This window comes from Thermoleptolyngbya sichuanensis A183 (assembly GCF_013177315.1).
GTDB lineage: Bacteria > Cyanobacteriota > Cyanobacteriia > Elainellales > Elainellaceae > Thermoleptolyngbya > Thermoleptolyngbya sichuanensis.
In genome coordinates this window covers 2,275,790-2,302,136 of the sequence record NZ_CP053661.1, presented here as the reverse complement: position 1 = coordinate 2,302,136, position 26,347 = coordinate 2,275,790, and the positions used below count along the sequence as shown (strand labels likewise).

The 26,347-nt window shown below is 55.9% G+C and carries 20 protein-coding genes and 1 pseudogene; 6 read left to right on the top strand and 15 right to left on the bottom strand.

All coding sequences use genetic code 11. From position 1 onward, the window contains the following. Positions 1-61: 61 nt before the first annotated feature. Positions 62-742, top strand: coding sequence for an HAS-barrel domain-containing protein (locus HPC62_RS09680; RefSeq protein ID WP_172355197.1), 681 nt, complete (start codon positions 62-64; stop codon positions 740-742). A gap of 16 nt (positions 743-758) precedes the next feature. Here HPC62_RS09680 and HPC62_RS09675 read toward each other — a convergent pair whose 3' ends face one another. The 5 genes from HPC62_RS09675 to HPC62_RS09655 all read right to left on the bottom strand — a co-directional run bounded on the left by HPC62_RS09675 (position 759) and on the right by HPC62_RS09655 (position 11,738). After that, positions 759-1,322 carry a pilus assembly FimT family protein gene (locus HPC62_RS09675; protein ID WP_172355195.1) on the bottom strand — a complete coding sequence of 188 codons (564 nt, stop codon included), beginning with the start codon at positions 1,320-1,322 and terminating at the stop codon, positions 759-761. Positions 1,323-1,390: 68 nt separating this feature from the next. After that, positions 1,391-2,401 carry a PilW family protein gene (locus tag HPC62_RS09670; RefSeq protein ID WP_172355193.1) on the bottom strand — a complete coding sequence of 337 codons (1,011 nt, stop codon included), beginning with the start codon at positions 2,399-2,401 and terminating at the stop codon, positions 1,391-1,393. Positions 2,402-2,589: 188 nt separating this feature from the next. Continuing rightward, entirely contained in the window at positions 2,590-3,393 is an 804-nt protein-coding gene (locus tag HPC62_RS09665; RefSeq protein ID WP_172355191.1) for a type II secretion system protein, read from the bottom strand. Between the two features lie 17 nt (positions 3,394-3,410). Continuing rightward, complete coding sequence (gene hpsA / locus HPC62_RS09660) at positions 3,411-8,333, bottom strand: hormogonium polysaccharide biosynthesis protein HpsA (RefSeq protein ID WP_172355189.1); 4,923 nt, start codon at positions 8,331-8,333, stop codon at positions 3,411-3,413. Between the two features lie 1,257 nt (positions 8,334-9,590). Next, complete coding sequence (locus tag HPC62_RS09655) at positions 9,591-11,738, bottom strand: NAD(P)/FAD-dependent oxidoreductase (protein ID WP_225910624.1); 2,148 nt, start codon at positions 11,736-11,738, stop codon at positions 9,591-9,593. A 341-nt stretch (positions 11,739-12,079) separates the two neighbouring features. Here HPC62_RS09655 and HPC62_RS09650 point away from each other — a divergent pair, with 341 nt between their 5' ends. Together HPC62_RS09650 and dps are read left to right on the top strand one after the other, a co-directional pair. Continuing rightward, entirely contained in the window at positions 12,080-12,313 is a 234-nt protein-coding gene (locus tag HPC62_RS09650) for a hypothetical protein (RefSeq protein ID WP_172355187.1), read from the top strand. A 204-nt stretch (positions 12,314-12,517) separates the two neighbouring features. Continuing rightward, positions 12,518-13,114 carry a DNA starvation/stationary phase protection protein Dps gene (gene dps / locus HPC62_RS09645; protein ID WP_172355185.1) on the top strand — a complete coding sequence of 199 codons (597 nt, stop codon included), beginning with the start codon at positions 12,518-12,520 and terminating at the stop codon, positions 13,112-13,114. 42 nt (positions 13,115-13,156) lie between these two features. Here dps and lysS read toward each other — a convergent pair whose 3' ends face one another. From lysS to HPC62_RS09610, 7 genes are all read right to left on the bottom strand, one after another. Continuing rightward, positions 13,157-14,665, bottom strand: a complete 1,509-nt coding sequence (gene lysS / locus HPC62_RS09640; protein ID WP_172355183.1) for a lysine--tRNA ligase — start codon at positions 14,663-14,665, stop codon at positions 13,157-13,159. 81 nt (positions 14,666-14,746) lie between these two features. Continuing rightward, positions 14,747-15,553 carry an ABC transporter permease gene (locus HPC62_RS09635; protein WP_205371462.1) on the bottom strand — a complete coding sequence of 269 codons (807 nt, stop codon included), beginning with the start codon at positions 15,551-15,553 and terminating at the stop codon, positions 14,747-14,749. 348 nt (positions 15,554-15,901) lie between these two features. Beyond that, complete coding sequence (locus tag HPC62_RS09630) at positions 15,902-16,483, bottom strand: thylakoid membrane photosystem I accumulation factor (protein ID WP_172358875.1); 582 nt, start codon at positions 16,481-16,483, stop codon at positions 15,902-15,904. Positions 16,484-16,640: 157 nt separating this feature from the next. Further along, positions 16,641-17,234 (bottom strand): hypothetical protein, encoded by a 594-nt coding sequence (locus tag HPC62_RS09625; protein ID WP_172355179.1) that lies wholly within the window; start codon positions 17,232-17,234, stop codon positions 16,641-16,643. A gap of 69 nt (positions 17,235-17,303) precedes the next feature. After that, positions 17,304-19,286 carry a DUF3685 domain-containing protein gene (locus tag HPC62_RS09620; protein ID WP_172355177.1) on the bottom strand — a complete coding sequence of 661 codons (1,983 nt, stop codon included), beginning with the start codon at positions 19,284-19,286 and terminating at the stop codon, positions 17,304-17,306. Positions 19,287-19,410: 124 nt separating this feature from the next. Continuing rightward, positions 19,411-19,902 carry a CDP-diacylglycerol--glycerol-3-phosphate 3-phosphatidyltransferase gene (gene pgsA, locus HPC62_RS09615; protein ID WP_172355175.1) on the bottom strand — a complete coding sequence of 164 codons (492 nt, stop codon included), beginning with the start codon at positions 19,900-19,902 and terminating at the stop codon, positions 19,411-19,413. 125 nt (positions 19,903-20,027) lie between these two features. Then, a protein-coding gene (locus HPC62_RS09610; protein ID WP_172354997.1) for an ISKra4 family transposase occupies positions 20,028-21,088 on the bottom strand; the annotation gives its coding sequence in 2 pieces (ribosomal slippage) (positions 20,028-20,932 and positions 20,932-21,088; 1,062 coding nt in all). Between the two features lie 590 nt (positions 21,089-21,678). Here HPC62_RS09610 and HPC62_RS09605 point away from each other — a divergent pair. Beyond that, on the top strand, positions 21,679-22,191 hold the full coding sequence (locus tag HPC62_RS09605; RefSeq protein WP_172355173.1) for a hypothetical protein: 513 nt from the start codon (positions 21,679-21,681) through the stop codon (positions 22,189-22,191). Between the two features lie 171 nt (positions 22,192-22,362). Continuing rightward, complete coding sequence (locus tag HPC62_RS09600) at positions 22,363-22,995, top strand: DNA-3-methyladenine glycosylase family protein (RefSeq protein ID WP_172355171.1); 633 nt, start codon at positions 22,363-22,365, stop codon at positions 22,993-22,995. Between the two features lie 147 nt (positions 22,996-23,142). Here the strand turns inward: HPC62_RS09600 and HPC62_RS09595 are convergent, their stop codons facing one another. Further along, on the bottom strand, positions 23,143-23,499 hold the full coding sequence (locus HPC62_RS09595) for a Spx/MgsR family RNA polymerase-binding regulatory protein (protein WP_172355169.1): 357 nt from the start codon (positions 23,497-23,499) through the stop codon (positions 23,143-23,145). A 140-nt stretch (positions 23,500-23,639) separates the two neighbouring features. On the opposite strand from HPC62_RS09595, the gene HPC62_RS09590 reads away from it, so the two are divergent. Beyond that, positions 23,640-24,499 (top strand): IS630 family transposase gene (locus HPC62_RS09590; protein ID WP_205370793.1). Its coding sequence is split into 2 segments (ribosomal slippage): positions 23,640-23,942 and positions 23,945-24,499, totalling 858 coding nucleotides; the frame shifts between segments, so codons are not numbered across the junction. Between the two features lie 206 nt (positions 24,500-24,705). Here the strand turns inward: HPC62_RS09590 and HPC62_RS09585 are convergent. Together HPC62_RS09585 and HPC62_RS09580 are read right to left on the bottom strand one after the other, a co-directional pair. Next, positions 24,706-25,893 carry a transposase gene (locus HPC62_RS09585; RefSeq protein ID WP_172354921.1) on the bottom strand — a complete coding sequence of 396 codons (1,188 nt, stop codon included), beginning with the start codon at positions 25,891-25,893 and terminating at the stop codon, positions 24,706-24,708. A 234-nt stretch (positions 25,894-26,127) separates the two neighbouring features. Beyond that, a pseudogene (locus HPC62_RS09580) lies at positions 26,128-26,289 on the bottom strand (ISKra4 family transposase); the annotation flags it as partial. Positions 26,290-26,347 lie beyond the last annotated feature (58 nt).

Genomic DNA, 26,347 nt, shown 5'->3' with positions numbered 1-26,347 from the left:
TTCAAGTTTGAAACTTAAGTCCAGAGCGTTCGTTCATGCTTGAACCCTGGATGGTTGACCGATGCGCCTGCCGCTGCCGGATGCTGCTCACCAAACGCGATCGCCCGATTACCTGGCCGAAGTCATCGAAACTGCTACCACGGAGTTTCTGGCCCAATGCCTGGAGCCGGATGATTTGAACTTTGCCGTGATGCCGCCCTTCGGCAGTTGGGTCAAGTCCAGCGACGAAGAATCGGGCAACCAAATCTATGCGGTGGTCTATCACGCCACCACCAGTCCCATCGATTCTGTCCACCGAGCGCGGGCGCTAGGCCTGTCGCTCGCCGACCTGCGAGAGCAGCAGCCGCAAATCTTTGCCATGCTGAAAACGGAGTTTCGGGCGGCGATCGTTGGCTTTCGTCCCCGCGCTTCCGGTCGCAATGGCAAGACCCGCCTCAGCGAGACGGTCTATCAGCACTTGCCGCCACGCCCGCCCCAGATTCACCAAGCGGTCTATGCCTGCACGCCAGCAGAAATCATCCACTTCAGCGAACAGTTCGACTTTTTGCGGACGCTGCTGCAAGTGAGCAATGCCCCCGTCGAAGCGCTGATCGCCGCCGCCATCCGCGATATTTACCAACTGCGAAAGGGCGATCGCCCCTGGCTGGTGCAAGCCGGCCGCAGCCTCAGCCAAATCTTAAAAGACGACTACGATCGCCTGCGGATTATCCTCAGCCAGATCTATCTGCAACCCGCAGAGTAACGGGATGACAGGCTCATTAAGAGCAGACATTTTCGCCCTGATTGGCCGTCCGCATTGCGCCCAATAGCGTCTCAATCACCACACAACGCCGTACCCCTCCGGTCGCGGGCACCGACAGCGTAATCACAATCGGCAAGTTGGTGGCAGGCGTAATGTCCTGAGGGCCAGCAATGGGACCACCCGTAATCCCAAACGTAATGGTAGTTGCAGCAGTAGAGGTAACCGTCATCCCCACGCTACCCTGGCCAATCCTCCGGACTTCGCTCAACACATTAATGGTCGGGTTTGCCCCTGTATTCAGGGTCACCTGCTGAGGATAGCGCGTCCGAATGGCTTCGTCCTGCGCCTGACGGAGAGCTTGCAGCACGTCATTAGTGGCGTTGCCCAATCGCTGACGATTCAGCAGGGCCACCCAACTCGGAGCTGCGATCGCCGCCAAAACAGATATCAGCACCACCACCACGATGACTTCGGTCAGAGTAAACCCTGCTGCTGCTTGATTATCAGATTTATCGGGTTTATCTAATCCAACTTGGGCTGAGGGCGATCGCCCAAAAGACCGCTGCAAAAACCAATTCATCACGCGCCTCCTGAGACTGGGATACCGCTCACACTGAACCGAACTGAGAAAGCAGAACAAACCTTGCGCTAGGGCCCCGCACCAGACGGATTCCGCTCCAGCACAGCACGACCCAACACGCGCGTTTGCAATGTCGTTGTAAACTCGCGGTCTGAATTAATGCCTGGTCGCCCGAAGGCATTCCCCCGAATAAACAGCGAAACGTCTCGGAATTGGCTAGTCAACGTTTCATTCGTCACACAGGCATACAGCCCGCCCCGGTAGGTTGTAGCCGCCGTTTCTGGAGAAATGTTGTATCCAGTTGGACAGTTCGGCGCAGGCACACCCAGCGCATTCGCCGCTTGCCCGTCATCCACAAAATCCACCAGAACGGCCCAATTGCCCCCAAGTGCTTCTCCAGTAGCAGGCTGCCACGAAGCAAACGCGCCACTGGCTGGAGCCGTATAGCCCCCTGTTTTACTCCAGTTCGCACCCGAACCTGTAAACTCCGGCAGCACATACCGCACAATTCGCGCCCGCCCCCGCCAAATTCCTGTGTTGCTCGTCGTCAGTGCATACACAATCAGAGAGTAGGAACTACCCGTAACGCAGGGCACTGGATAATTGCCTGCCACAACCTGGGTGGTTCGGCAGCGCTCCCGCAGCGCGTTGGGCAGGGGATCTTGCTTCCAAAAGCCGATAACGGGTGTGCTATTGGCAGGCAGTACGCCATTCAGCGCATTTTGCAATCCAGGGCAGCCCGGCTCCGGAGGCACAGCAGCCGGATTGGCCGCGATACCCGTGCCCAAACAGCGTCCTCGATAGACAAACGTCGCCTCGCGCAGTTCCGCAGAAATGTAATCCAGGGCTTGCTGCATTTCTCGCTGGGTTTCCGAGCGAGATGCCTCGCGCTGATCAGCGGTCAGCAACTCTACCACCAGATACATCAGCCCCGAAACGATAATGCTGCTGATAATCGCGACAACGAGCAGTTCTGAGATCGTGAAACCTGCTGTCGAAGCCCCTGGAGAACTTCGCCGCCGCTTCAACAACTCCCTAATCCCTGCTGCCAGACGATCCCCCATCCCCGTTTTAGCCATAGTCGCTGCTCTTCTCAAGATGTTCTCCAGATACTTGCCGGATGTTCGCGATAAGTCGCGCGGCATTCACGTAAACTTCGATTCACCTTCAATTCAGTAGACGGATTAATCGACTCGATGAACTAGCCAAATCTCATCACCAGGTTCACATCTCCCAAAGTAGCCCTTGCAGTGAGCCATGCCATGCATCAGGGACAAGGCGTGCCGCCCTGCTGGTGAAGCTGACAAAGCGTCGTCCCCTGATCGCTCCAGGTCATGCGCGGATACAGCGCCACCAGCGGACGTACTCGCTGACTGCCCGTGCCAGAGGTGATGTTGAGCGCCGCAGGCTGTACCGGAGTCGTCATGCTGCCAAAGTTGTCTCGAGCAATTGCTGAGTAGACACGAACGCCCAGAATGAAGCTGTTTTGCCTTGTGCCGCCGGGAGCGGTGTCATTTGGGCTGACGCTACGAAATACCTGCATATAAAACTCAGGCGCACAGGGGTCGCCGTTCACCGTAATGCCGTCGATGTCTATCGGGATAGCCTGGAGTACGCCTACCCCCGTGCCAGTGTATTGATTGGCTAAGCCCGTATTGACGCATTTCCGCACACCCGCAACCCCTGTTGGCGGGCCAACGTTTGCGCCGTTTGTGAATGCCCCTGCTGAGGTAGGCAGATTTGTGGCATTGTGTCGGCCGCTGGCAACCAGCGCCTGGATGCGATCGATCTCGTCTTGGGCAATCTGAAACGCCTGCTCAGCGCGACGGTTCTGCGCCCGCGAGGCAGACGCAATGAACAACGGCGGCAAGATCAGCGTCGCGGTTACGGCAATAATCGCGATGCCGACCAGACATTCCAGCAAAGTCACGCCTGCCTCGGACGAGCGGTTCGAGCCGGACAAGGACTGAAGCCGTCGGACGCACTGGCTCAACGCCTTGGCAAAAACGCGGCTCGTTGCATTTGTTCTCTCAGAGTCGAGCGTTGGAGAGTTCGCAGTTGAGAATTTCATGGTGATTGACCTCTCAATTACGCAGGACACGGACGACGGTTAGCAGCGGGCAACGCGCCCTGAATTGCGCCGCAAAGCTGCTGAATATAAGGGTCATTGGCAGGCGGTTCGCTGTAGAACTCGCTGCGGATTGAGCGAACGGTGACAAATCGCTGGGCGATTGGCCCCGCTGGCGCAAGCTGTAGACCCACGTCATACCCCCAGCGTCGCAGCGGCGGCACGTAATAGCGAATTGCCTCATTGACCACTGGGTTTGTCCCCACTTCCCAAGCATCCTGGTCAAAGGGAGCCGTCGCTTGCTGACTAAAGCTCAGTTGGAGTAGCGAACCCGAAATGAACAGGGGCGAGTTGTTTGTCCAGTCCTCATTAAATCGAGGGAAGTTGTGCAATCCGCCGTAGGACTGGTTTGCGCGAGAGGGAACTAGACCACTGATGATGATGGAATTCACCCGCGTATTTGGCAACGCTGGAATCAGAGGACGGTTATCCGTAATTGGATAGTAGGCTCCCAGGTAGCGAGGGTTCGCAGTGACCCCCAGAACAGCACGGAGAGGGACTCCCTGCGGATGAACAATGATGGGAGAGTCACCTTCTTGGGGCTTTAGCGTCGCTGTTGCCAGCGTTCTGAACATGCTGTCCGCGTAATTGGTTCGCATCCAGCGTGCGGTCGGGTTACCGTTCTGATCTCGAACAACGTCGAGCGTATTTGGTGCGGCAGCAGTCGTGCCCGTGGCAAACGCAGCAGAGGCAGGTCCTGCATCGCTGGGGCGCGAGAAATTTAGATAGGTCGTGCGATTGCCATTTCCCTGACAGCCGTATCGAGCAGAGGTTGCACCCACTCTTGCACCATTGCGCGCATCAGCCAAGGTTGCAGCTTGCCCGACCCCAACGGTCAAGAAGACATCCTGCATACTGCCGTCGCAGGAGTTATCTGACAGAATCGTGATCGCGTCTGCCAGAACCTCGCTGGGTCGCCACAAATCCCCGGCACGGGCAAAGTTGGTATCAATTTGAGCCAGGGTGCGGTTGTGGAAGTTGGCGTATCGCTGCTGTGCGTCGTAAGTCAACAGGTTCGTAAACTCTTGAAGTTCAGTTCCAGCAGCATTTTGGTGCAGGTTGAAGTTGCCCTGGATGTAAACTGGGTTATCAGAGATAAAGGACAAGCCACGCCCGTTATCTCCGGGACGATCAAGCCGAGAGCCGTTCTTGAGACGGAACCCGTTTGGACGACGATCCGGGTCGGGGTAGTAGTCCACCGGTTTCGGCGTCACACCGTTGTTTTCATTTAAAGGCGGGTCAGTTGATCTGAACGCATCCACATTCCCTGTGTTCATCCGACAAGTTGCGTCTGTTCGTAGGTTCTGTTCAGAGTCGCAGCTTGGCCAGTCTGCCGGAGATGGACGGACAATCGTTGCTTCAGAGACAGCATCTTCGCGGAAGGCGTAGACAATCCCTGTGACAGGTAGCCAGCGATCGCTCGTCAGTCCGTTTGTAGCCCGACGCAGCAAATCCAGATTCACGTCTAGCACGCGCACGCTGAGCAGTTCACGGCCGTTCATCAAGGCAGCATCTTTGAAGCCAACGCGGCGGAAAGTGCCGTTGGTGGGGCTACCTCCCAAGCTATAGCGAGAGCAATTCTCTGTGATACAAACCTTAATCAGAGTGTCGCGGTTGTTGTTTGGCGTTGATTCGGCCGTGCTGCCCGCAGGAGCCGCCGTCAGGTTTTCAAACGGCAGCACCCAGCTTGCAGCAGGACGAGGCAGCAGGCGCACTGCTTCCGGACGCACCGGCTGATAGGTGACACTGGCATTGCGAGCTAGCAGATAGGCATCGTTTGCCGCATCAGCCTGGTCACGGGCAACAGTGCCGCCACCGTTGGCCAGTGGGCCTGCGGCATCCGGGTGAGCGCCTGTGCCGGTATCCAGCGCACCCCCCAGCGTGGGAAACAGGTTGTAGAGCGAAGGATAGAAGGGGCGATTAGAGCAGAGATACTTGATGGAATCACCAGAGTTGACACCATTGTTGGCCCACATCTCGCGGCAAGTTTTGCCATCGCCATAGAAGCCTGCAACCTGCACCGCTCCTCCAGGCGCACGGGAAGCGTAGGTTTCCGCCGAGTCAGCCAGGTTATCGTAACCAAAGAAACCCCACTGGCGATCGCGCGCGACCTGCTCTTTGGAAATAATCATCTGAGCCAGTCGGATGTAGTTGTTCATCTGGTCAGCCGTCAGGGTTCCGCCGCCATTGGGGAAGCTGTAAGGCGTTCCAGATGCAACAATCTGATCGCGCCACTGCTGCATCAGGGCAATGATGGTTTCGGGCGATCGCGGACGTTCAATAGCACCTCGATCCTTCACCATGATGCCAAAGTCGTTGCTATTGGCTGCCGAAAGCGGGCCAAAGGGGCTGACTCCGCGATCGAGGGCGCGAATGACACCCCGAAGCCCTGCGTAGAACTGGGCAGACAAGGCTGGATTGGTGAAGGCCGTGTTTTCTTCTGCCTGAGTTGCATAGGCATTCCCCAGAGGTACTCCCGCCGCATTCGGATCAAATTTTTCCAAATAGTCCAGCTGATAGGCCAGCATCCCCATCGTGCAGGCAGAGGTATACAGCGTAGACTTATCTGCTGGGCTGAGGTTCGCGAAGGACGTACCTGCTGCCATCCGAGCAATGACCCGACGCAGGATTGAGAAGTCGCCCCACATCGAGAACCAGGGGTAGGGGTGAACCTGCTGATCTTGAACAGGCGTGAAGGATGGTGCGCCGCCGCGCGGATCGCCCGCAAAGTTGGCTAGGTTTTGCAGCGCCAGCATGGTTGGCGTATTTAGCGCACTGAATGCATTGGCAGGCGGGAGGTTGTATTCCCAGCCATTGGTTCCACGTCCCCGCAAAAAGTCAGAAATAACTGAACCTGGGGTGTTATACGGCGCTGAGAATCCGGCTTCTATATTGAGCGCCAGATTCTCGAAGGTGGCGCTGCGGTCGAGCGTGCCTGCCGTGCCAGGGTGAACCGTGAGGGCAAGACAGGCCGCAGGGCGATCGCGGTCGGCGGAGGTTTCTGCTGCGTTCCGATGGTAGATCGCGGCCCCCTGTACAGCGGGAAGGCTGTCGTAGAGCGATCGCCGCTGCCGAGCTTCATTACAACGGTTTGCATTGTTCGTCAAGCAACCTGGCCAGGGCTTCAGGGGTTCATGAATCGCCGTGTCTCTGGGGAACGGGCCACCCCAGCCTGCGGCATCCCCCAGTTCCAAGCGCTGCCCGACGATGATCCGCATTCCTTCATTGCGGGCGCGGCGTTCCCAATAGCCATCTAGACCCACCGCACTTTCATCCTGCCCAACGCCGGGCGTATTGCCGACGAGTCGAGTTTGGGTGGTGGGAATTTGCTCCCCAATCAGACCTGGGATTGAAGTCGCCGGGTCGTCTTCGCGTCCGCCATAGGTCGGCTTGGGCCCATAGCGGTCATCGGCGCGATAGGAATCATCCACATAAGGCGGGTTTTCCTGCGGCGGCTGAATCAATCGTCCCTGACCATTTCGATTGAGGACTGTACCTGCCCAGCCAGGACGCGAAGCCGTGGGGTTTGCCAAGCCCCGTGAGGCAGACCGAGCCTCAGTCTGCAAGATAACCGGGTCTAGCGCGTAGTCTACGGGTGTGTTATTTCCCAAGTTGACCGAGTGGGTCCCTGGGGTGAGGTTTGCGTTGCTGGGGTTAATCCCATAGCCTTCATAAAGCTCAAACGTTGAGTTGTCGTCATTAAGGCTGCTGTTGTTGTTCAGCTTCGCAGCTAGGAATTGCCCTCGAAAATCGATTTGCCCCGCAGCGTTTTTGGTTTCCACTGTACTCACCTCCGAGGCATCGGCGCTGTAGAGGCATGAAAACCGAGAGCTAATCATGTAGCTCCGGAAACTACCGTTGCCAATGATGATGTTGCCCTCGGAGTGCATCGCGCCGTTCCAGTTAAACGCAGGACCAGGGAAGATCTCCAAGTCATTGCGGAACCAAGCTCCCCATTTGTTGCCCTGCTCCACTGTGCGGTCTTGCTGAAACTCCAGCGCTGCCACAGGTCGGTTGGGCGTATTGGGCTGGACATATACGTCAACCTGGAAGTTTTTCCGCAGCAAGGAGGTATTGTTGCCATCTGGTAGCCAGCCCCGTCCCACACCGTCAGCAGTTGCGGCGACGGCTCCGGTAGAGCAGGCGTTATTTTGAGAACTGTTGTTGCTCAGGGGGCCGTTGCGAACCTCTTGGCGACGTGCCCGCCCTGGGTTTGTGCCACTGCCGCGAATCGCAGTGTCACTGGTGTCTTGAATATTGTTCAGGTCGGTTTTGTAGAGAATTGAGTAGGCAACCGTTGCGTCATTCGTGCCGTCGCCATCGGTGTCGGTTGGATAGCGCCACGCATTGTCCACAAGGCCGTCTCCGTCCAGGTCAATGCGCGTTTCACCCGGCAGTGTGTAGGGGTCAAAGGTAGGATTCGCCAAACTGGAAGGATGGCGAGGAACGGTGACAGTTGTTCCAGGAACGGCTGTACCTGTGTTTAGCATCATCCCCAGCAGCCAAGTTTCCGATGGAATACCACTGGGGAAGCGGGGGTCGCGGCGGGGGTCAAACAAATACTCTAGCTTTGCCTTGGCACGGTCAATCGTGGGTGTGGCGGTGTTATAAACGACGCGCTGCTGCCGTTCTCCAATTGTTTGCACCGTGCGCGTGTAGGTGCGGTAGCCAATCGAGCCAACCGTCAACAGCACCACCAGCAGCAGCAGAATAGTGGTTGGCAACACAAAGCCAGCCTTGGCTGAAGCGCGATTTAAGCTGAGCCAGTTGTGAAATAGCCAGAGGACACTGCGCCGGATGCCTCGCTGGATGCGCTGGGTGACGGCACGATGAACCTGATTCAAGCCGCTGTGGATGGCCCTGGTGAACTTGCGGGTTGACATAGCTGCCTTCCTCTTACCTTCCTTGTGGGACGGGTTGGTAGATAAACGTTGGGATTTACGAAACGAGATTGACTGCGCCTAAAGCCGAGGACGACAGGAACAGAGACGCTGCCGTGGAGAAATCGGATGAGGGAAGCAATTCAGGGAAACACTCTGGGGGAGACACGCTCTCTAGGAAGCGCTGACGCTGACTCTGGGGACACGCTGGATGCTGGGAAAAGCTGAATGGGCGATCGCCCCTGACCACACCCCAAGCCCAAAGCGGTAGCTTAGAAAACAACTCAAGAAACCACAGTGTTAACAATTGAACCGCGCAAAATCAACAGGGAAAACACGAAAATTTGCCAATGCAGGCACGAATGACCATCAGTACAGATCTCTAAAGCCAGTTATGAATAACACCAGGCATCAGTGATATCAGAGTTTAATATATCAAATCAACAGTGTTAAGGAATGTGGCCGCAGAAACCTCCAAACTTGTCTGGGCAGCTTGCACAAGTCAATTGCACTGATTGCACAAGCCAATTGCAAAGCGAAACTGCACGAGTAGAGCTTGCAAGTAAGGCTTGTTTAGTGGGCTTTAGGGAACAGAAGCAGAACTTGTTTCAAACTTCTTTTGAAAATGCCAAGATACCAAATGCAGGTCGCGCAATTTCCCTTTCGCAAGAGGTTTGGGACTGCATTTGAGCTAGCTTAGCAAGCAAAAGAGTACCCTCCTAAGGGTAAAAAACGATCAGTCTGGGAAGGGAAATTTGAGAGCCGCTCAGCTTGCTAGGCAGTGTCTTAAAACTTTCTAGGTCGTTGATTGCCTTGAGTCGATCCCCTTAGAGCTAATTTACTGGTTGCCTGACACAAGTCCCGAAAGCCCAGAAAATTCGTTGTCTTGGGATCGAAGCCCATAGCTCCTGAGTTGGAGCCGGAGGGCTTGGTCAGAGGAGCTTTTGGGCCAGCGTCCCCTACGAGAAATCAGGGGTTTCCAGAGATGTGTCAGGCAGTCAGGCTAATTTATGAAGCAAATCTTAAGAAGCCTGAAACTCTTGGCATGTGTGGCTTTGAGGTCATGTTTGCCCAGGAAAAGCGGTTTCTCGGAAATCCTTGATTAACAAGGCTTTCAGGCTCCTTTACAAATTAGCTCTTAAATCCCCTTTAATAAGGGAGACTTCTGGAGCGGTTCGGCTCGGTTCCTCCCCTTTTTTAAGGGGGGTTAAGGGGGGATCAAAGGGCTTCAAAACATGCCCTTGACTACCGAAACAGTATCTAGGATCTCGGCTCCACTGGCGTTTTGAGAGAAAGCGGGAGGGCACTGGATGCGGACGCAGCAGTGCTAGAAGGCGGCGGGGGTTGCCCCATCCCATAGGTGAGTGCGTAGCTCCGGGCAAGGAGCCATAGCCACAGCGACGGATAGCGTGGCTCAAGCCAGGGCTGGATCTGGCGGGCAAACCCTGGTAGCCATTGAAACAGCCAGCTCAGGAGTGCAGCTAGCGTAAAGCTGAGATAGCTGCCGACCCAGCGCAGCAGGTCTGCCGGGCCTGCTAATTCCCAAATCCACAGCAGCAGTGCGGGATTAGTGCGAGCTGCTTTAAGCGCCATGCGGTTAAATGGCACCCAACCCGCACGGTCTTTGATAAAGCGATCGCTCACTTGGGGATCTTCGTCTGCCAGGATGCCAAAGAACGTGTTGAGCATGGCGTTGACCCGTTGCGGCGCGACCCATTTCCCGGTCGGCACCATCATGCCTTTGGAAAATAGCCAGGTGACGGCGATGTTGCTCTGGAAGGCGCGAATTTGCTCTAAATGGCGGGCTTGCAGCAGATCATGGCGCAGGGCAGTGTCGAGCAAGTCCGTGAGCCGGGGCAAGTTTCGCACGAGCGATCCAAAGCCCGTGAACACCAGCGGCGACTGGAGCGATGCCGCATCGCCAATGGCAATCAGGCGGTCGAAGGCCACGCGGCGATCGCTCTTGATCCCGCTGAAATGTCCTGGAATGTAGCCAAACGTAGCCTTACGCCAGGTCAGCTTATCCAGATCACAGCGGCGATACTCTGGCAGGATGGCGAAGAAATCCTCATACATTTCCAGCAGAGAGCCGGGGTTGTCGGGATGCACCTGGTGGTAGTGGAACAGATAGAAAGTCAGTTCTTCCCCGCGCCCCGGAAACAGTTCCCAAATCAACTGTCGCCCGCGGGAAATGTCGCCGTGGCTAAACAGCACATCGCCATAGCGGGCATCCCATACGCCTGGTTCAAAGCCGCGCTCGACCACCGCGCCCACCGTGGGACATACGCTGTCAAACGTGCGATCGCCATTCAGTTGCCACGCAATGGGGGAAGCCGTGCCCATTGCGTCCACCAGCAGCCGCCCAGTCGCCGTGCGGGATGTGCCCGTTGGCAACTGCTTTACATAAACCGTCACGCCACCAAGCGCAACGTCCACGCGCTCAAACTCGGTTTCATCCCAGATCTCGCCGCCCGCCGTCCGCAGCTTGTCGCCACAGATCTTTAGCAGCTTTTCTGCATCAATACCCACATTCAAAACCGTTGGCGTATGCAGCACGGGCGCTTTTGCCTGGGGCGGATTGTTGGCATCAAAGAACTTGCTGAAGCCGTCTATATACTCCCGCGCAATTACGCTCTCAAACTCCGCAGGTGTGAACAGTTCCAGGTCAATCAGGCTTTGAAACTCGGCCCGCGAAATATTCCACTCGCGGTTCATCCGGCCAAAGGGCAGCCGCTCGACCAGCAGCACCCGATAGCCGCGTCGCGCCATCACCGCCGCATGAATAATGCCCAGCGCTCCGCCGATGTAAATCAGGTCGTAGGCAGGTTGCGTCCCTGTATCTGCGACCGCTTCGACCGCTTCGACTGCTTCCACCGCAAACACAACCTGCTTGGGCTGCTGGGGATTTCGCACGCTCTCGCGCCAGCGCTGTTCCCACCAGTAGACCCGGTTCAAGTCGTACTCCCCGTTCGGAATGCGCTGAAAGTATTTCACCGTCTGGGGATAGTAGGGCGCTAGGGCCTCAAAGATAGATTGATGAGACAGGTCAACCTGCGGCGGCGCGGGGTAGCGCCGGGGAAACTGGGCCCGGAGCGCCTGGGTCAACTGCTGCAAAACGGTGCTCTCGTCAGGAAAGGGGCGATCGCCCCAGCGAAACACCTTGAGATACGTTGTGCGCTGCACCGACCAGACAAACCCAGACAGCACTGGCGCGTCGAGGAAGTCATCTCCCAAGTTGCCGCTGGAACCGCTTCTGGCGACAGTTTCCGCCGTGATCAGGAAACCATCGGGGGTAGCAGAGGTATTGCCGACGGCGGGCTGAAACTGGTGCTGAAGCCAGCGACGCACGGCATCCAGGTCAGGCGTAGGCACCTCTAAGTAAAGTAGCTCTGTTAAAGAATCTTTCATCCGATGACGTTGATAACGGCTGGCGAATTCACTGGGCAAGCTCACTGGACAAGCTCACTGGGCGAATTCACTGGGCAAGTTCATTGGGCGAATTCACTGGGCAAGTTCATTAAGGAGGCAGAGTTGACAGAATTGAAAATTGCGCTACACTTCACCAATACAATCAGAACGCTTGAAGAAAGTTTAAGACTTCTCATTTTACCTTTTGACCTGCCGGCCATTTAAGGCTTCACGTCATCCAGCTTGTAAGCTCTGAGAACCTCAAGTCTGAGAACCTCAAGCCTGAGAACTTCAAGCCTGAGAGCGTGTCTTGTGATTACCTGGGGCATTTCTGCCTGACTATGAATTATCCCATTCCGAGTAGTTCTCAAGAAGTCGTTGCCCTCCGCCAGCAGCCCGTAGACGATGAGCTGATTGCCGCGGCGATCGCCGGAGTCATCTACGTCGCGCGATCGCAGGGACAAACGCTGCAAGATCTCACCGCCGAGGTTATGGCGGACGATCGCCTGCTGGATGCCGATTTGCGGCGTTGGCTCAGCGATATCGTCTCGCAGGCGTGGGATCAGCTTGCCTAGCGCCCAGAGGTGCGTCGTTTATCGACCCTGTGCTTTACGTAATAATCATTCTGTTGTGCAGAAGCATTTTGTTTTACAGGCTGTTTACAAGCTCTGTTCGTAACCCCTGTTTGTAACAACATCCTGTTTGTAACAACATTCTGTTTGTAACCAGAGGGAATACGCTATGCTGAGTGCTTGAACCTCTAGCCAGGATGCAGGCTCATGGGCAGCAACGGTCGCAGCACAAATGGCAAAAGCCAACCGCTTTACGCAACCCGGATTGACCTTTCCTCCGAACTTCGCACAAAAGTCATTGCTATTTTGAACCACTCCCTTGCCTCGACGCTGGATTTGAAAACCCAGGTCAAGCAGGCTCACTGGAACGTCAAGGGATTACAGTTCTACCAACTGCACCAGCTATTCGACGAGATGGCTTCGGAGCTAGAAGAGTATGTGGACATGGTGGCAGAGCGCGTCACGGCGCTGGGCGGGCTAGCCGTTGGGACTGCTCGCACTGCGGCATCTCAGTCTATTCTGCCAGAGTATCCCTTCGACATTTTGGACGGCAAAGATCACGTCATCGCTTTGGCAGAGCGCTATGCTGCCTATGGAAAGCTGGTGCGCGAGTCCATCGACGCGACCGATGACCTGGGTGATGCCGATACGGCTGACCTATACACCGAGATCTCGCGGGATATCGACAAGCGCCTTTGGTTCCTAGAAGCGCACCTACAAACTTCGGTGGAGGAAGGGGTGGCCGCCGCTGTGTCCGAAGTCGCAGAACCGAAAGCCAAGAAAACGGCGAAACGGGCAAAGTGAGCAACTGTTCGGATGAGTCTTAACTTGCCCATTACTCCTCCATTACTCCTCTCTTGCCTCCGGCTTTAGCAGGGGGAAGGCAATCACGTCGCGGATACTGGCAGAATCAGTCAGCAGCATGACAAGGCGGTCGATGCCTGTGCCCATGCCCATCGTGGGTGGCAGCCCATACTCCAGCGCCATCAGAAAGTCTTCGTCTACACCGTGGGCTTCCAGGTCGCCTGCGGCCTTGCGAGCCGCCTGGGCTTCGAGGCGCTGACGCTGATCCACCGGATCGGTTAGCTCAGAGTAGCCATTTGCCGTTTCGCGCCCTACGATGAATAGCTCGAATCGCTCCACCAGACCGGGTTTGCTGCGGTGCGCCTTAGCCAGGGGTGAGTTCTCGACTGGGTAATCTGTAACAAAGGTGGGCTGAATCAGTGTCGCCTCGACCTTTTGCTCAAAGGCTTCTATCAGCAGGCGACCGATCGAGTCGCACTTGTCTAAATCTTTGAGACCAGCGGCGATCGCCCCTTCTTTTGCCTCCTCCAGCGTCGTGAACTGGGTAAAATCCAGCCCCGTGTGTTCCTGCACTAGCTCGTGCATCGTGACTCTGCGCCAGGGCGGGGTCAGGTCAATGGCTTGTCCCTGGTAGGTGATTTTCAAATCATCGAGAACTGACTTGGCAGCGGCGACGATCATCTCCTCCGTCAGCGTCATCATCTGCTCGTAATCGCCGTAGGCCTGGTATACCTCGATGGAGGTGAATTCCGGGTTGTGCCGGGTCGAAACGCCTTCGTTGCGGAAGATGCGCCCGATTTCAAACACCTTCTCAAAGCCGCCCACCACCAGCCGCTTCAGATGCAACTCGGTGGCAATGCGGAGATACAAATCCATCTCCAGCGTGTTGTGGTAGGTAATGAACGGCCGCGCTTCGGCTCCCCCCGCCTCCGATTGCAGCACGGGTGTTTCAATTTCGATAAAGCCCCGGTCGGTGAGAAAGCGACGGATGGCAGTGGTGATGAGCGATCGCCGTCGAAATGTCTCCCGCACCTCTGGATTTACGATCAAATCCACATAGCGCTGACGGTAGCGCTTTTCCACATCCGTCAGCCCGTGCCACTTGTCGGGCAGGGGTTGCAGCGACTTGGTGAGGATGGAATAGCGCTGCACGTTAATCGACAACTCGCCCTTCTCGGTGCGTTTGATGGTGCCCGTTGCGCCCAGGATATCCCCCGCATCGGTCAACGTTTTCAGATGGTCAAACGCCTGCGGGTCGAGGTCTGCCATGCCCGCTTCGATGGTCTTTTTGTCGAGATAAAGCTGAATGGTGCCCGTTTCGTCTTGCAGCGTGAAAAAAGCCAGTTTGCCAAAGACGCGACGATTCATCACGCGCCCCGCCACCGACACGACGACCTCTACCTCTTCCCCTGCCGCCAGATCCGCATATTTCTCCTGCAACTCCGCAGCGTGGTGCGTGACATCCCAGCGATAGCCATAGGGATTGAAGCCTAGTTCGCGGAGTTGGGTGGCTTTTTCGAGGCGGGCAGCGCGGAGATCGTCGGACGACATTAGATTCAGAAGATTAGATTAGAAGTTTAGAGATGTATCGGGTTAAAGGGGACTCAGTGTCCAGCCTGGGGCTTCTGGGCGCTAGTCTCGCTGGTGGGAGAACTGGTATGCGCCGACGGCAGAGAGGGCGATCGCCACCGTCAGCAGCACTGGAATACTGTACCAGGGAAACTGGCTCAGCGGCAGATAGGCGGCAGCGCGGAGTCCAGTGCTTGTGTAGGTCAGCGGCAGCAGGTAAACGATAAATTTGAGGATTGCAGGCAGGGTTTGCGGGTCAAAAAAAGTCGCGCCCAGAAACGACATGGGCACAATCAGAAAATTATTCAACAGCCCCACACCCTCCAGCGACTTCACATTCAGCCCCACAATCACGCCCAGCCCAGAAAACACGGCGCAGTTCAGCACCAGCACCAGCAAAAACAGCGGACTGATGAAGCCCAGGTTGCGGGTAAACAGCAGCGCAATCAGAATCACTGAAGCCGAGGTCATCAGCCCCCGCAGCACGCCCGCCATCATCTTGCCCAGGAACAGCGCCAGGGGATGCACAGGCAGCAGCAGGATTTCTTCAAAGGTTTTGCTATAGAGCCGCTCGCCGCAGATGGAAAATGTCGTGCCGCCGAAGCTGATGGTCATGGAGGACAGGGCGACCATTCCCGGCAGGATGAAGTCTAGGTAGGTATTGCCGACGGGAGGCTTCATCGCCGAGTCGAGGGCGCTGCCCAGCCCCAGCCCAAAGGCGAGAATGTAGATCAGCGGCGAAACCAAGCCCGATGCGGCGACCTGGGCGATTCGGACTCGCAAGTCAAGCCAATCGCCCCAAAAGACGGTCAGTGCATCTTGCAGGATGTTACTGATAAGAGACGTTTTGCGAATTTGCCCAAATTCCAGCGAAGGTTGCGCGGTCACGGCAGCGTGGGTAAATGTTACCCCTAAATTTTACATTTCTTAGGACTTTCCGATCTGATTAGGACTTATGCAGTTGAACAATTTCTCGCAGGCTGCGCCCACCAGAAATTGTCCAAAATTCAGAAAGCTTATTGCAAGTGCGTAAGTCCTGCTGATTTTGGATGTTGGATTGGCGATTTTGGTTTGGCGATTTTGGATTGGCGATTTTGGTTTGTCAATCCGAGCCGCTGTAGCGCTTTCAGCAATTTGATCAGGAGGTTCGGGAGCCAATCGTGCTTCTCGTCAGGGCAGCGACGGCAGGCTGCTATTCGCCTTCTGTGCCCGTCTTAGCTACTGAGGAACCAGCTCAGTGTTGATTTCGTTGACGATTCGGCGCTTTAGCTCGACGGATTCTGAGCGCGGCAGCAGGTCGAAGACTTCCCGCAGCACGTCGTCAATGCGCTCGTAGGGAATGACTCCCGATTCATTCAGCACGACCTTGCCTGCCTTGTCGAACACGACTGTTTGGGGCGCATAGCCCGTTAGGTAATAGCCAGGTTCGCTGGGGTCATATTGGTCTTTGACAGGAATGGAGTCGATGCTGATGGGCAGGATGTCGGCGGCGCGCCCGTAGAAGGCATCGAGTTGGGAAATGACGGGGGCAAACTGCTTGCAGTCGGCGCTGTCGTCTACGTATAGCACCAGGATAGCGGGCGTATGGGTGCGGAGCGAGTCAGACAGCTTGAGGCTGGGCGGCACTAGGGAGCCGTTGCCTGCGTAGAGCGGAAAGATGTTGCCGTCGTAGTGATCATCTGTGAGGCTGGCGATCGCCGGATTGCCGCCCAGCAGCATACTAGCCAACACCAGAACGAGCAAGAGCGATCGCTTTGCCCACACAAGCTTCCGAAGTTGAGCGATCGCCGGATGCATCATTATGTTTTTCAAACCGCTTCTAAAACCCATCGCACGTTTAACGTCTTTTAACGTCCCGAAATATCCTGTCCTATTGTGACATCGAGTGACGTTCCGTGACGCTGCGGCGGGGGCGTGGCGTGTCCGGGGTGATGCATTTGGAGCGCGATCGCCATGCTTACCCACCGGACTGCTGTTCTTGAAAGCTCTGGATTACCTGTTGCAGCGTCGGCTGATTTTTCTCGAAATCAGCAGGCGGTGTCCAGGCGAGGATCTGGGCAAAGCGGGTCGGCGTTTCCACCACCGTATGCAGATACAGCACGTCAATGTTGTTGAGCGAGCCGCGCACCTGATACTGCACGGCCGGGTTGCCGCCCACCTGGGAAACGGGCGTGGGGCCACTGACTTCGGATTTTTCCAGTCGCCGCGTCAGGTAGCCGCGCGTGATTTCTGCATAGGTCTCGCGCTGCATTCCGCGAAACTCTGCCTTGGGCTGAGTCAGCACGATCAGATACATCTGCTCTGCCCGGTTCGACGCTTCCAACTGGGCGCGATCGTTCAGTTCGTCGTCTTTGACCCAACCCGACGGTAGCGTTATCGCAATCTGCCCGTCCTCGGAAATCAGCCGAGCCTGGGTCGGCAACGGTAAATTCGCTGGGGGCGGCGGCAGCGTCAGCACGATTTCCTCTGGCTGCGGCTCTTGTTCTGAAGGGGTGGGCGCAGGAACCAGGGTTGCGGCGATCGCCAGCCCGCCCAGCAACGCCAGCGGCACGCTTCCTTTTACCCATCTTGGAATATCTTTCAAATGCGTTATGTCCTCATCTCGCTTAAACTCGCCAAGCTAGCGTCCCCGGCTCCGTCCATACCGTCGCTCTTGGCGATCATAGCGCCCATCCTGCACAACGTTGTTCACGCCTTTGATGATGCCGCGCCCGATCAGCCCGATGCCGCGCCCGATCACCTCCGTCAGCACGTAAATCACGCCGCTGCCCAGCACAGAGATAACCGAACGCAGCCGAGGGGCGATCGCATCCCGCGTTTCCAGAGCCAGCGTGACCGCATAGGGCAGGCCCGACAGTTGTTCTAGCTCGTCGCGGCGGGGCGCGTAGATTGATTCCTGCTCAATGCCCCGCAGCCGCAGCACAAACAGACGGTATTGACTTTCAAAAATATCCTTCGGTTCTGCAAAATAGCGCTGCATCCGATAGCGCCAAGACAGGTCATTGCGAAACCGCTCAATGCCCCGACTCGACAGCAGCCGACGGTCATAAAACGACTGCTTGATGTCTTCTACATCGGCAAAGCGATTGAGCAACGGCTGCACGACAGCGTTGGCAATCTGAATCATCGTGTGGCTGAGCAGCAGCCCAGCCCGCCGCACCGCTTCGGGATTTCCGGCTGCGTAGGGCACACCGTCGATCACCAGCGGAGCCTGCACCAGCAAGTGCGCCAACAGGTCGCTGAATAGCGGAATCTTGCTGAGAATATCCGCCTGCACAATTGCCTGGTCGGCTAGCAGGTAGGGCGCAATTTCCACCTCCTGACCCGACAGCGCCAGCGTGCGATAGCGGCCAAAAAACTCCACCGTCGTCGCCTGCCACAAATCCGCCAGCAGTTGGGGCTGCATGTCTGACAATCGCTGCTCTGGTACTTCTGCCACCCGCAGGTCATCCAGCAGGTCGTCTAGCTTGCGTAGCACCAGTCCAAACAACTCGCGCTTGCGATCGCTCCGCAAAATGTCTGTTTCCAGGGGCAAATCGGTGAGGTTGTCCAGATTGCCTTCCAGCGTTGCCAGCACCCGGTTAAATAGAACTGCCCGCATTTCACGAGAGGCTTGGGCCGTGGCCGTAGTCAGCGCGGGCTGGGGTGTGGCTGCCAAAGCCGTGGGGCGATTTCCCTCAGGAACCGATTGACCCACAGACGCACCAGATACAGGCTGGGGGCGGCCAGGGCGCGACGAAGATGCTGGACGGGCGATTCCCGTAGGGGTCGCTTCGCGAATCGCCGCTGGTGTGGCAGGGACGCTGAGGCTGGGCACGGGGTCTGGAGACACAGCATCCAGGGGGGTAGGAACCGTGGGCAGCGAAGGCTCCGAGACGGTTTCCAGCAGTTCCGGCGTGGCCAGCATCCGCAGCACAATCCACCGAGCCGCCCGTAGCTCTCGCCTGCGCCCCAACAATACCTGTCGCTGCAAAAAGGACAGGCGACGACTGCGGAGTTGGGCAGTGATCAGGGCGATCGCCTGATCGATCTGCTCTAGCCCCGACTGGCGCAGCGTCCGCTTTAGATAGCTGGCTTGGGACACGCGACGCGACAGCACCGGCCCGCGAGCCGCCGTTGCGCCACCACCCGCCAGCCCAGAGGAGGCCATCCAGTAGGGTTCCCCCGCGGCCACTTGCCGCAGGCATTTGGCGATCGCCCCGGGTTCCGCCCCCTTCAGGCAAAAGCCCTGCGCCCCCGCCCGCCGCACCGCATCCACCAAAATCGGCTCCGCTGTGGAACCCAGCACCAGCACCGGGATTTGCGGAAACATCGCCCGCAACTGCTGACACAGCGCCAATCCCTGCACTCGCGCTGGATTCGTGCGCCCCAGTTCCAAGTCCAGCAGCACCAGATCCACCGTTTCGCCCTGGCTTGTGCCCGTGTCCAAGCGCGTGCGAATCAGCAACGGCGCGTCTTCTCCACTGCCAGACTCAATCCCCACGCGAAACTCAGGAAACTGCTCCAACCACAGCCGCAACCCACCGCGAAACACCGCATCGTCGCTAATCAACGCAAGCTGGAGCGGGCGGGTGAAAAACACATCGGCAGAGCGCGAGGTCATGGGCGGGGCGAGAGGATGGGGGAAGCTTAATAAACTTTAAGGCATAGTTTAGGCGATCGCCCTACCGAGTTTCAGTTCGGCAGAGACAAGTTCGGGATTAAGGCTCATCCGCTCTCTCAAGCCCTCACCGCACATAAATTGCGCCAGACACCAGCGTCAGCCCGACGGACAGCCAAAAGGCGATCGCCGCTGCGGGGGTATCCATCGTCGGCGGACAGATTAGGAGGGCGATCGCCGCAATCTGGCTGACGGTTTTTAGCTTGCCCCAGACATTTGCGCCAGAGATGGTGGTTTGGCTGACGCGCCATCCGGCGATCGCCAGTTCTCGCGCCAAAATCAGAAACACCGCCCAGGCAGGAACCTGCCCAAGCTGGATTAGCATCAGCAGCGGAGCCAGCACCAGCAGCTTGTCTACCAGCGGATCGAGAAATTTGCCCAAATCCGTTACCTGGTTCAGCTTGCGGGCCAGATAGCCGTCTAGCCAGTCGGTTCCCGCCGCAACCAGAAAAATCGCCAGGGCAATCCAGCGCGATCGCCCGGTGGGATTTTGCAGCAGCACCAGCAGCAGCGGCACGCCCAGCAGCCGAGAAACGGTGATCCAGGTGGGGAGGTTCATGGTGATGCAGGGAATGATTTACGGAGTAACTTCACCAAGTGTCAGTCTTTCACAAAAGTGCCAACAGATATCGGAGCCACTGCGACGAGAAGCTGTGGAATGGGTGCATCCCAGTCTTACAAGACTCAGGATGAGAATTGACCATTGAGATAAGCGCAGCGATGGCGAAGGACTTGTGGAACGTTGTCTTCCTTCCACTGAGCGCCTGAAATTTTCACCCGCCTACCAATTTGCTTGATAGTCGACTCCACGGCACCCGAGCCAATTGAAATCCCCTCAGCTTGGTAGTAGCTGTAGTTAACGATACGGAGCCGATGCTTAGCCAGATAGCCGATAAACTGGTCTACCCGCTCATGGGACCAGTCGTCGAATAGCCTAACCGCCCCATCCACATCCCCTTGCCACAAGCAGGCTTCGACGGCATCAAGACGCTGTTGAGACCCACCCACGTTACCCAAATTCTCCATCAGGTGGTACCAGTCCAAGATCTCAAGGCGCTCGCTGCGATGCCCGATCTGTGAAAACAGGTTCCAGATGCCGTCGTGACCATCCCCAAGACAAACGAGGGGATGCGCTAAGGGCTGCTGGTTGAGCCAGTTGACCAAGCTGTCGTTGTCTTTGTAGAAGGCGCTAATGCTGCACTGATGCAGGTTTACCCCCTTGTAATCGCGCCACTGGCAGGGCTGCCCCTGAGGAGTCCGCAGACGGACTTTGCCCCCGTCTAAGCTCATTTCCTTAACCCCGCTGTCCACCGCTGGTGGCTCTAGGTCTTGACGATGCACCAGCCGTTGCTGGGTACTCCCTGACACGCACACCCCGGTGAGCACAGCGATATCGTCGGCAGCTCGCGCATAGGCTTCGTTGGCACTCAGCAGCAAGCAGCACGTCTCAACCTGAGGACTCCACTGGGTGCGGGCCTTGACCTTAAGCCGCTGGCTCTGGCGCTGACTCAGACTTAAGCGTCCGACGATACTCTGGATGTGCCGCTTTCGCCCAGAGCTTGTGCCGCTGCTTGTGCAGATAAAAAATTTCCGATCTCAGGCCCCACATACTCCAGTGGGTGGTCACGAACGGCGACTTCGATCCCGGCCAATGTTTTGACTTGTTCAGGGTCTGTCTCGTCGTAAAGCAACTCCGCTAACGCCAGTGCATGGGCTTTGATTTGGGCTTCCTTGGTGGCATCCATCGCTTCAACTATCCTTAGAGCAACTGCTCTGAGCCTACGGCGTCTGCCCTTAATCTGCACTAAGCACTTCTACTCATTGCATAACTGGGATGCACCCTGTGGAATCGTAGTTTCTTCTGATTGGGAATCATAGATTCTTCCTGATATAGCTGGGTTGTGCAAGTTTGCCCTCATCCCCCAGCCCCTTCTCCCTTTTTAGGAGAAGGGGAGCCGGATTGGAAGTCCTTCTCCCGCTTTGGGAGAGGAATTTAGGGTGAGGGTTACAAAAGTGGGATACACCCTCGTCCAAAACCCAAAGAACTTATCGCAAGTGTATAAGCTGGTTGCCTGACATAAGTCTCGAAAGCCCAGAAAATACATTGATTTAGAGATTTAGAACCGAAACTAATCTCCTTGAGCTAGAGATGGAAGGCTTGGCTGAAGGGGTCTTCAGACTGATACTTGCCACGAGAAATTAAGGGTTTCCCGCGATTTGTCAGGCAGTCAGGTGTCAGGAAGCTAGCACATTATCTGTCCGAAATCAAAAGCCTTGTGTTTGTAGCTTTCTCAGAAGCTATTAGCCCAACCCTTACTTTCCAGGAGTGCAACCTATGTCAGATAAAGAGTTGGTTCAGAAATCAAATGTCTTAATTAAAGTAGGCGGATTGTTAGGAGCCTTAGCTGTTGTAACCACATCTTTAGCGACTATCGTTAAAGACAGCAGCACTATCTGGGAGAAACTGCCTTTTGAAGCAGTGCCCGAAACAAAAAGCTCTTTGAGCTTGTCATCTCCGAATCCACAACTGAATCAGCCACAGAATAAAGAAAATGTATCCAAAACGCCATTCCCTTCAGAGAGGTACGAGTATGAGGAAGATGGCAAAACAAGGGCATTCTTTCGTGTTTCTGATGTGGTCTGGAAAGAAGAAAATGAGTTTGGTAAAGAGATTAATACCTTCAAAGAGATTGCGCGAGACTCAGATTTCATTACTCTTTATGACAAGAGTAGAGATATGAGAGTAAAGATACCTATTGAAGGCGGTCAAGTTTTAATCACATGGCCAGAAAGAAACTGGGTTGATTTGCAGTATCGTTACGTAGCGAAGAAATCCAGTACGAATTAGCTGTAGGGCACCTCAATTAATTTCCGGGCACCTCGATTAATTGCCTGATTGAGAATTTTAGGAGCCTGGAAACCTTGTTTTTTCGTAGCTATTCTCAAGAGGATCTGAATTTTTCGAGGTGCCCTTTCCTTATTGAGAATTCGAGGAGGGATAATCCAAAGAGGAATATAGATGGACTATTCAAGGGCGATCGCCCATTTGCAAGCGGCTGATCCCATCCTGGCAGCGACAATCGAGCGCAGCGGCCCCTGCACCCTCTGGCACGATCGGCAGACAGGCGATTTGCTGGAATCTCTAGCGGAATCCATCATTTACCAGCAGCTTTCCGGCAAAGCCGCAGGCACCATTCACCGCCGCTTTTTGGCACTCTATCCCCACACGCCGCACCCCACGGCTGCCGAAATTCTGGCTACGCCGGACGAGGTGTTGCGGGGTGCGGGGCTATCTCGCGCCAAGACGCTGTACGTCAAAGACCTGGCGCAAAAAGTGCTGGACGGGCTGCCCAGCCTAGAGGATCTGGAGCAACTGGAGGCTGATGCAATTATCCGCACGCTGACCCAAGTCAAGGGCATTGGCAAATGGACTGCGGAAATGCTGTTGATCTTTCGGCTGCACCGCTGGGACGTGCTGCCTGTAGACGACTTGGGCATTCGCAACGGAATGCGCTTGCTCTACAGCCTGCCCGACCTGCCCAACAAGAACACCATGCTGCAAATCGCCGAACCGTGGCGACCCTACCGCACGATCGCCGCTTGGTATCTGTGGCGCAGCGTGGATATCAAAGCGATGGGAAAAGAGGGGTAACGGGGTGTGGAGATGAAGAAGCACAGAGCGGGAGAGGGACTTCAACCCTCTCTTGCTCTCCTTCTCCCAAGTCGGGAGAAGGGGGCAGGGGATGAGGGCAGATTGAAAGTTGCACATCGCGTCTCGTAACGTTCTTCCATCACGCTCCTACACGCCCAGCGTCTCCTTCACCACGGCCTCCGCCGCCTTGAATCCCACCATCACGGCCTTGCCGTCTTTCACAAACAGCGGTCGCTTTAGCAGCATGGCATCTGCGGCAAAGGCTTTGGCCCAGTCTGCGTCGTCCCAGGTGTCTTTTTTCTCGCCCAGCGCCCGGTAGGACTGCCCTGAAGTGTTTCGCATCGGCTTTGACCCCAATGTCGCGATCCAGTCCTCAATTTGCGCTTGGGTGGGTGGGGTTTCTTTGGTGTTGATGAACTCGTACTCGACTGCGTTGCGATCGAGCCAGGCGATCGCCTTTTTGCAAGTTCCGCAGTTAGGAATTCCGTAGACCTGGAGTGCCATTGCTGATTGACTTTCTGAGTGCCTTTGGTATCGATTTTAGATTTTGGATTTTATAGCACTACGTATTTGGGTTAGGACGTTATCATAGAGCCATCAGGAGAGTTTAGGAACACCTATGCCCGCCCCCTTACAGCTACGACTTGCGTTGCAAAGCGATTGAAGCCGTGAAACAAGGTCACCGCAAAGTTGATGTCTGTCGAATGTTCAACATCAGTCGCAATACCTTAGACCTGTGGTTGAAACGGGAAAAAGAAACGGGAGATTGCCGAGCGATGACTGGGTTTCAGCGAGGAAATCGGCATAAGATTACCGACTGGTCGCGCTTTCGTGAGTTTGTCAAGCAGCATGGGGATCAGACCCAAGCGAGACTGGCAACCCTGTGGGGGGATAATGTGACACAGCAGGACATCAGTCGAGCCTTGCGAAAGATTGGGTTTAGTCGAAAAAAAAGACCTATGGCTATCGGGAACGAGACGACCTGAAGCGACAAGAGTTTCAAGAGCGCTTGAGGAGTAAGCTGCCGCATCAGGTTGTCTATGTCGATGAAGCAGGCATTGATCATCGAGACGTTTATCCCTACGGCTACTGCGAGGTTGGAGACCGCTTCTATGGGCTTAAATCAGGAAAACGCACCGAACGAGTCAGTTGGATTGCGGCCTTACGAGAGAACAGCCTCTTTGCGCCAATGACCTTTGCTGGCTCGTGCAACCGGGATTTAGTGGAGAGGGGGTTGGAGGAGTGCTTAGTCCCCCAACTGCGAGCGGGAGATGTGATTGTGATTGACAATGCCAGTTTCCATCATTCTCAAACCATTGAAGAGATCGTGGCTCAAGCAGGGTGTGAGATTTGGTATTTACCCCCTTATTCCCCAGACTTGAACGAGATTGAGCATTGGTGGTTTGTGCTGAAGAATTGGATGCGGCAACGCTGGGATGAGTTTGATAACTTTCGCGATTGTGTTGATGCTGCTTTTAGAGAATGCCCTAACGTGACTGCGTAGGGCTATATCAAACTCGTGAGCTAGAGTCTGAATTAGGCGTTGGCGATAACGTGGTGAAGAACTGGGTGCAGACCGGAAAGTTAATCCCCGATCACACCATTCCTATTGGGAATCAAATTTATTACTATTTCAGGAAGGATCATTTAGATGACATTCGGAAACAGTTCAACATTACACCTGTAACCCTGACTGCCTGACACATCTTTTTATGCGGACTGCCCGGGTGTCGGCTGGCAGCACAAGGATTGAATTCTAGAAAACCAAATGCGGTCATAATAGTGGGCTTCAGCTTTTTTAGAGGCAAAACAGGGTTCAGGGTCAACGGTAAATAGGGCAATCAGCTGAAGCAGTGTTCGCCCTTTATTGACGGCACCCTTGAGCCAGCGCAAACCTATGTTGAGATAGCTAATCCCTCGCCTCCAGTGCGGGTCAACCTGGCAGCGTAGCCCATCGAGTTGCACCGCCATGCCCTGGGTCGTGCCATCAAGGATAGCGATCGCCGCGACCAGATAGAGGCGTTCGAGAGCCGGAGCGGAGCGGATGCCGGAAGCTTCTAACTCAAAGACACCAGATTTAGAATCGAGGAAAAGCTCCTCGACTCGAAAGCGGAGAGCATATTGCCACAGGGTATTGAGGGAGGGAGACTCATCAGTGATGACCGCCCAGGGTTCCTCGACGCCTTTGACATGAGCCAGCACCAAATTGCAGCGCCAGCGCCCCTCGCTCCAGATTCCCACCCCTTCATAGAGTCGAGCTTCACCTTTGGGAGGCCACAGATAGCCTACCTTAACAGGATGACGGCGCGGACCCTGCACCACTACGTCACTGGGCAAGCGTAAACAATAGTGCCAGCGACTTTGGCTTAGCCACTCCAGCAGGTCATGGTTAGCAAACCCGCGGTCGGCTAACACCATCACATCGGGGTACGACTGCAACAGCCGATGGGCTAACCGCAGCATGGGGAGGTATCGCTTCGTGCTGACGGTGGCACTGGGATGCTCCAAAACCCGCCACAGCAGCGGCACCGCTCGTCCGCAACAGGTAACCGTCAGGTGAATCCTGCAGTAGCGATTCCACAACACCGTCGTATCGAGCGCCAGGTAAAGCCGCCGACCTTGCCAGCGATGGATGGCGGCTAGCACCAGCGGCACGTACAGACTTTTGACCCGCACCCGGCGATTGCCTAGGAAGCGCTGCCACCGGCGTTCAGTGCTTTGCGCCTGACGGGCCCGACTGGGCACATAGGCTTCCCACTGCGGCAGGCTCAACCGACCGCTGCACACCAGGGCCGTCACCATCCACGCCAGCGCTTTGAGGTGGCGCAGGTCGCGGGCATTACTGGATTGACGCAATAACGACAGCACTTGATCATAGAGGCAGGTGGTGGCTGGCATGATACAGACCCTGAGATGACGCAAATTTCAGCGTCTCATGTCAGCTCACCTTTTCCCTCTGTTGACGAGGTCTCAACTCTTTCAACCACTTGTGTCAGGCAGTCAGGTCCATAGCTCCTGAGTTGGAGCCGGAGGGCTTGGTCAGAGGAGCTTTTGGGCCAGCGTCCCCTACGAGAAATCAGGGGTTTCCAGAGATGTGTCAGGCAGTCAGGCATCCCACTTTCGATGAAACAGTCAACTGGCGAGCTGTCCATTGAGGTAGGCACAGCGCAGACTCAACATGGCATTAACGGAGGCCGTATTCCAGCGAGCACCCGAAATTTGGAGGCGTCGCCCAATCTGTTTGACAGCCGATTCTACGGCTCCTGATCCAATAGAACAGAGTTGCTCAGCCTCTTTAGTTTGGACTAATGGTGAAGAGGAAGGCAGTCAATGAGAAGCACCGACTGCCGTA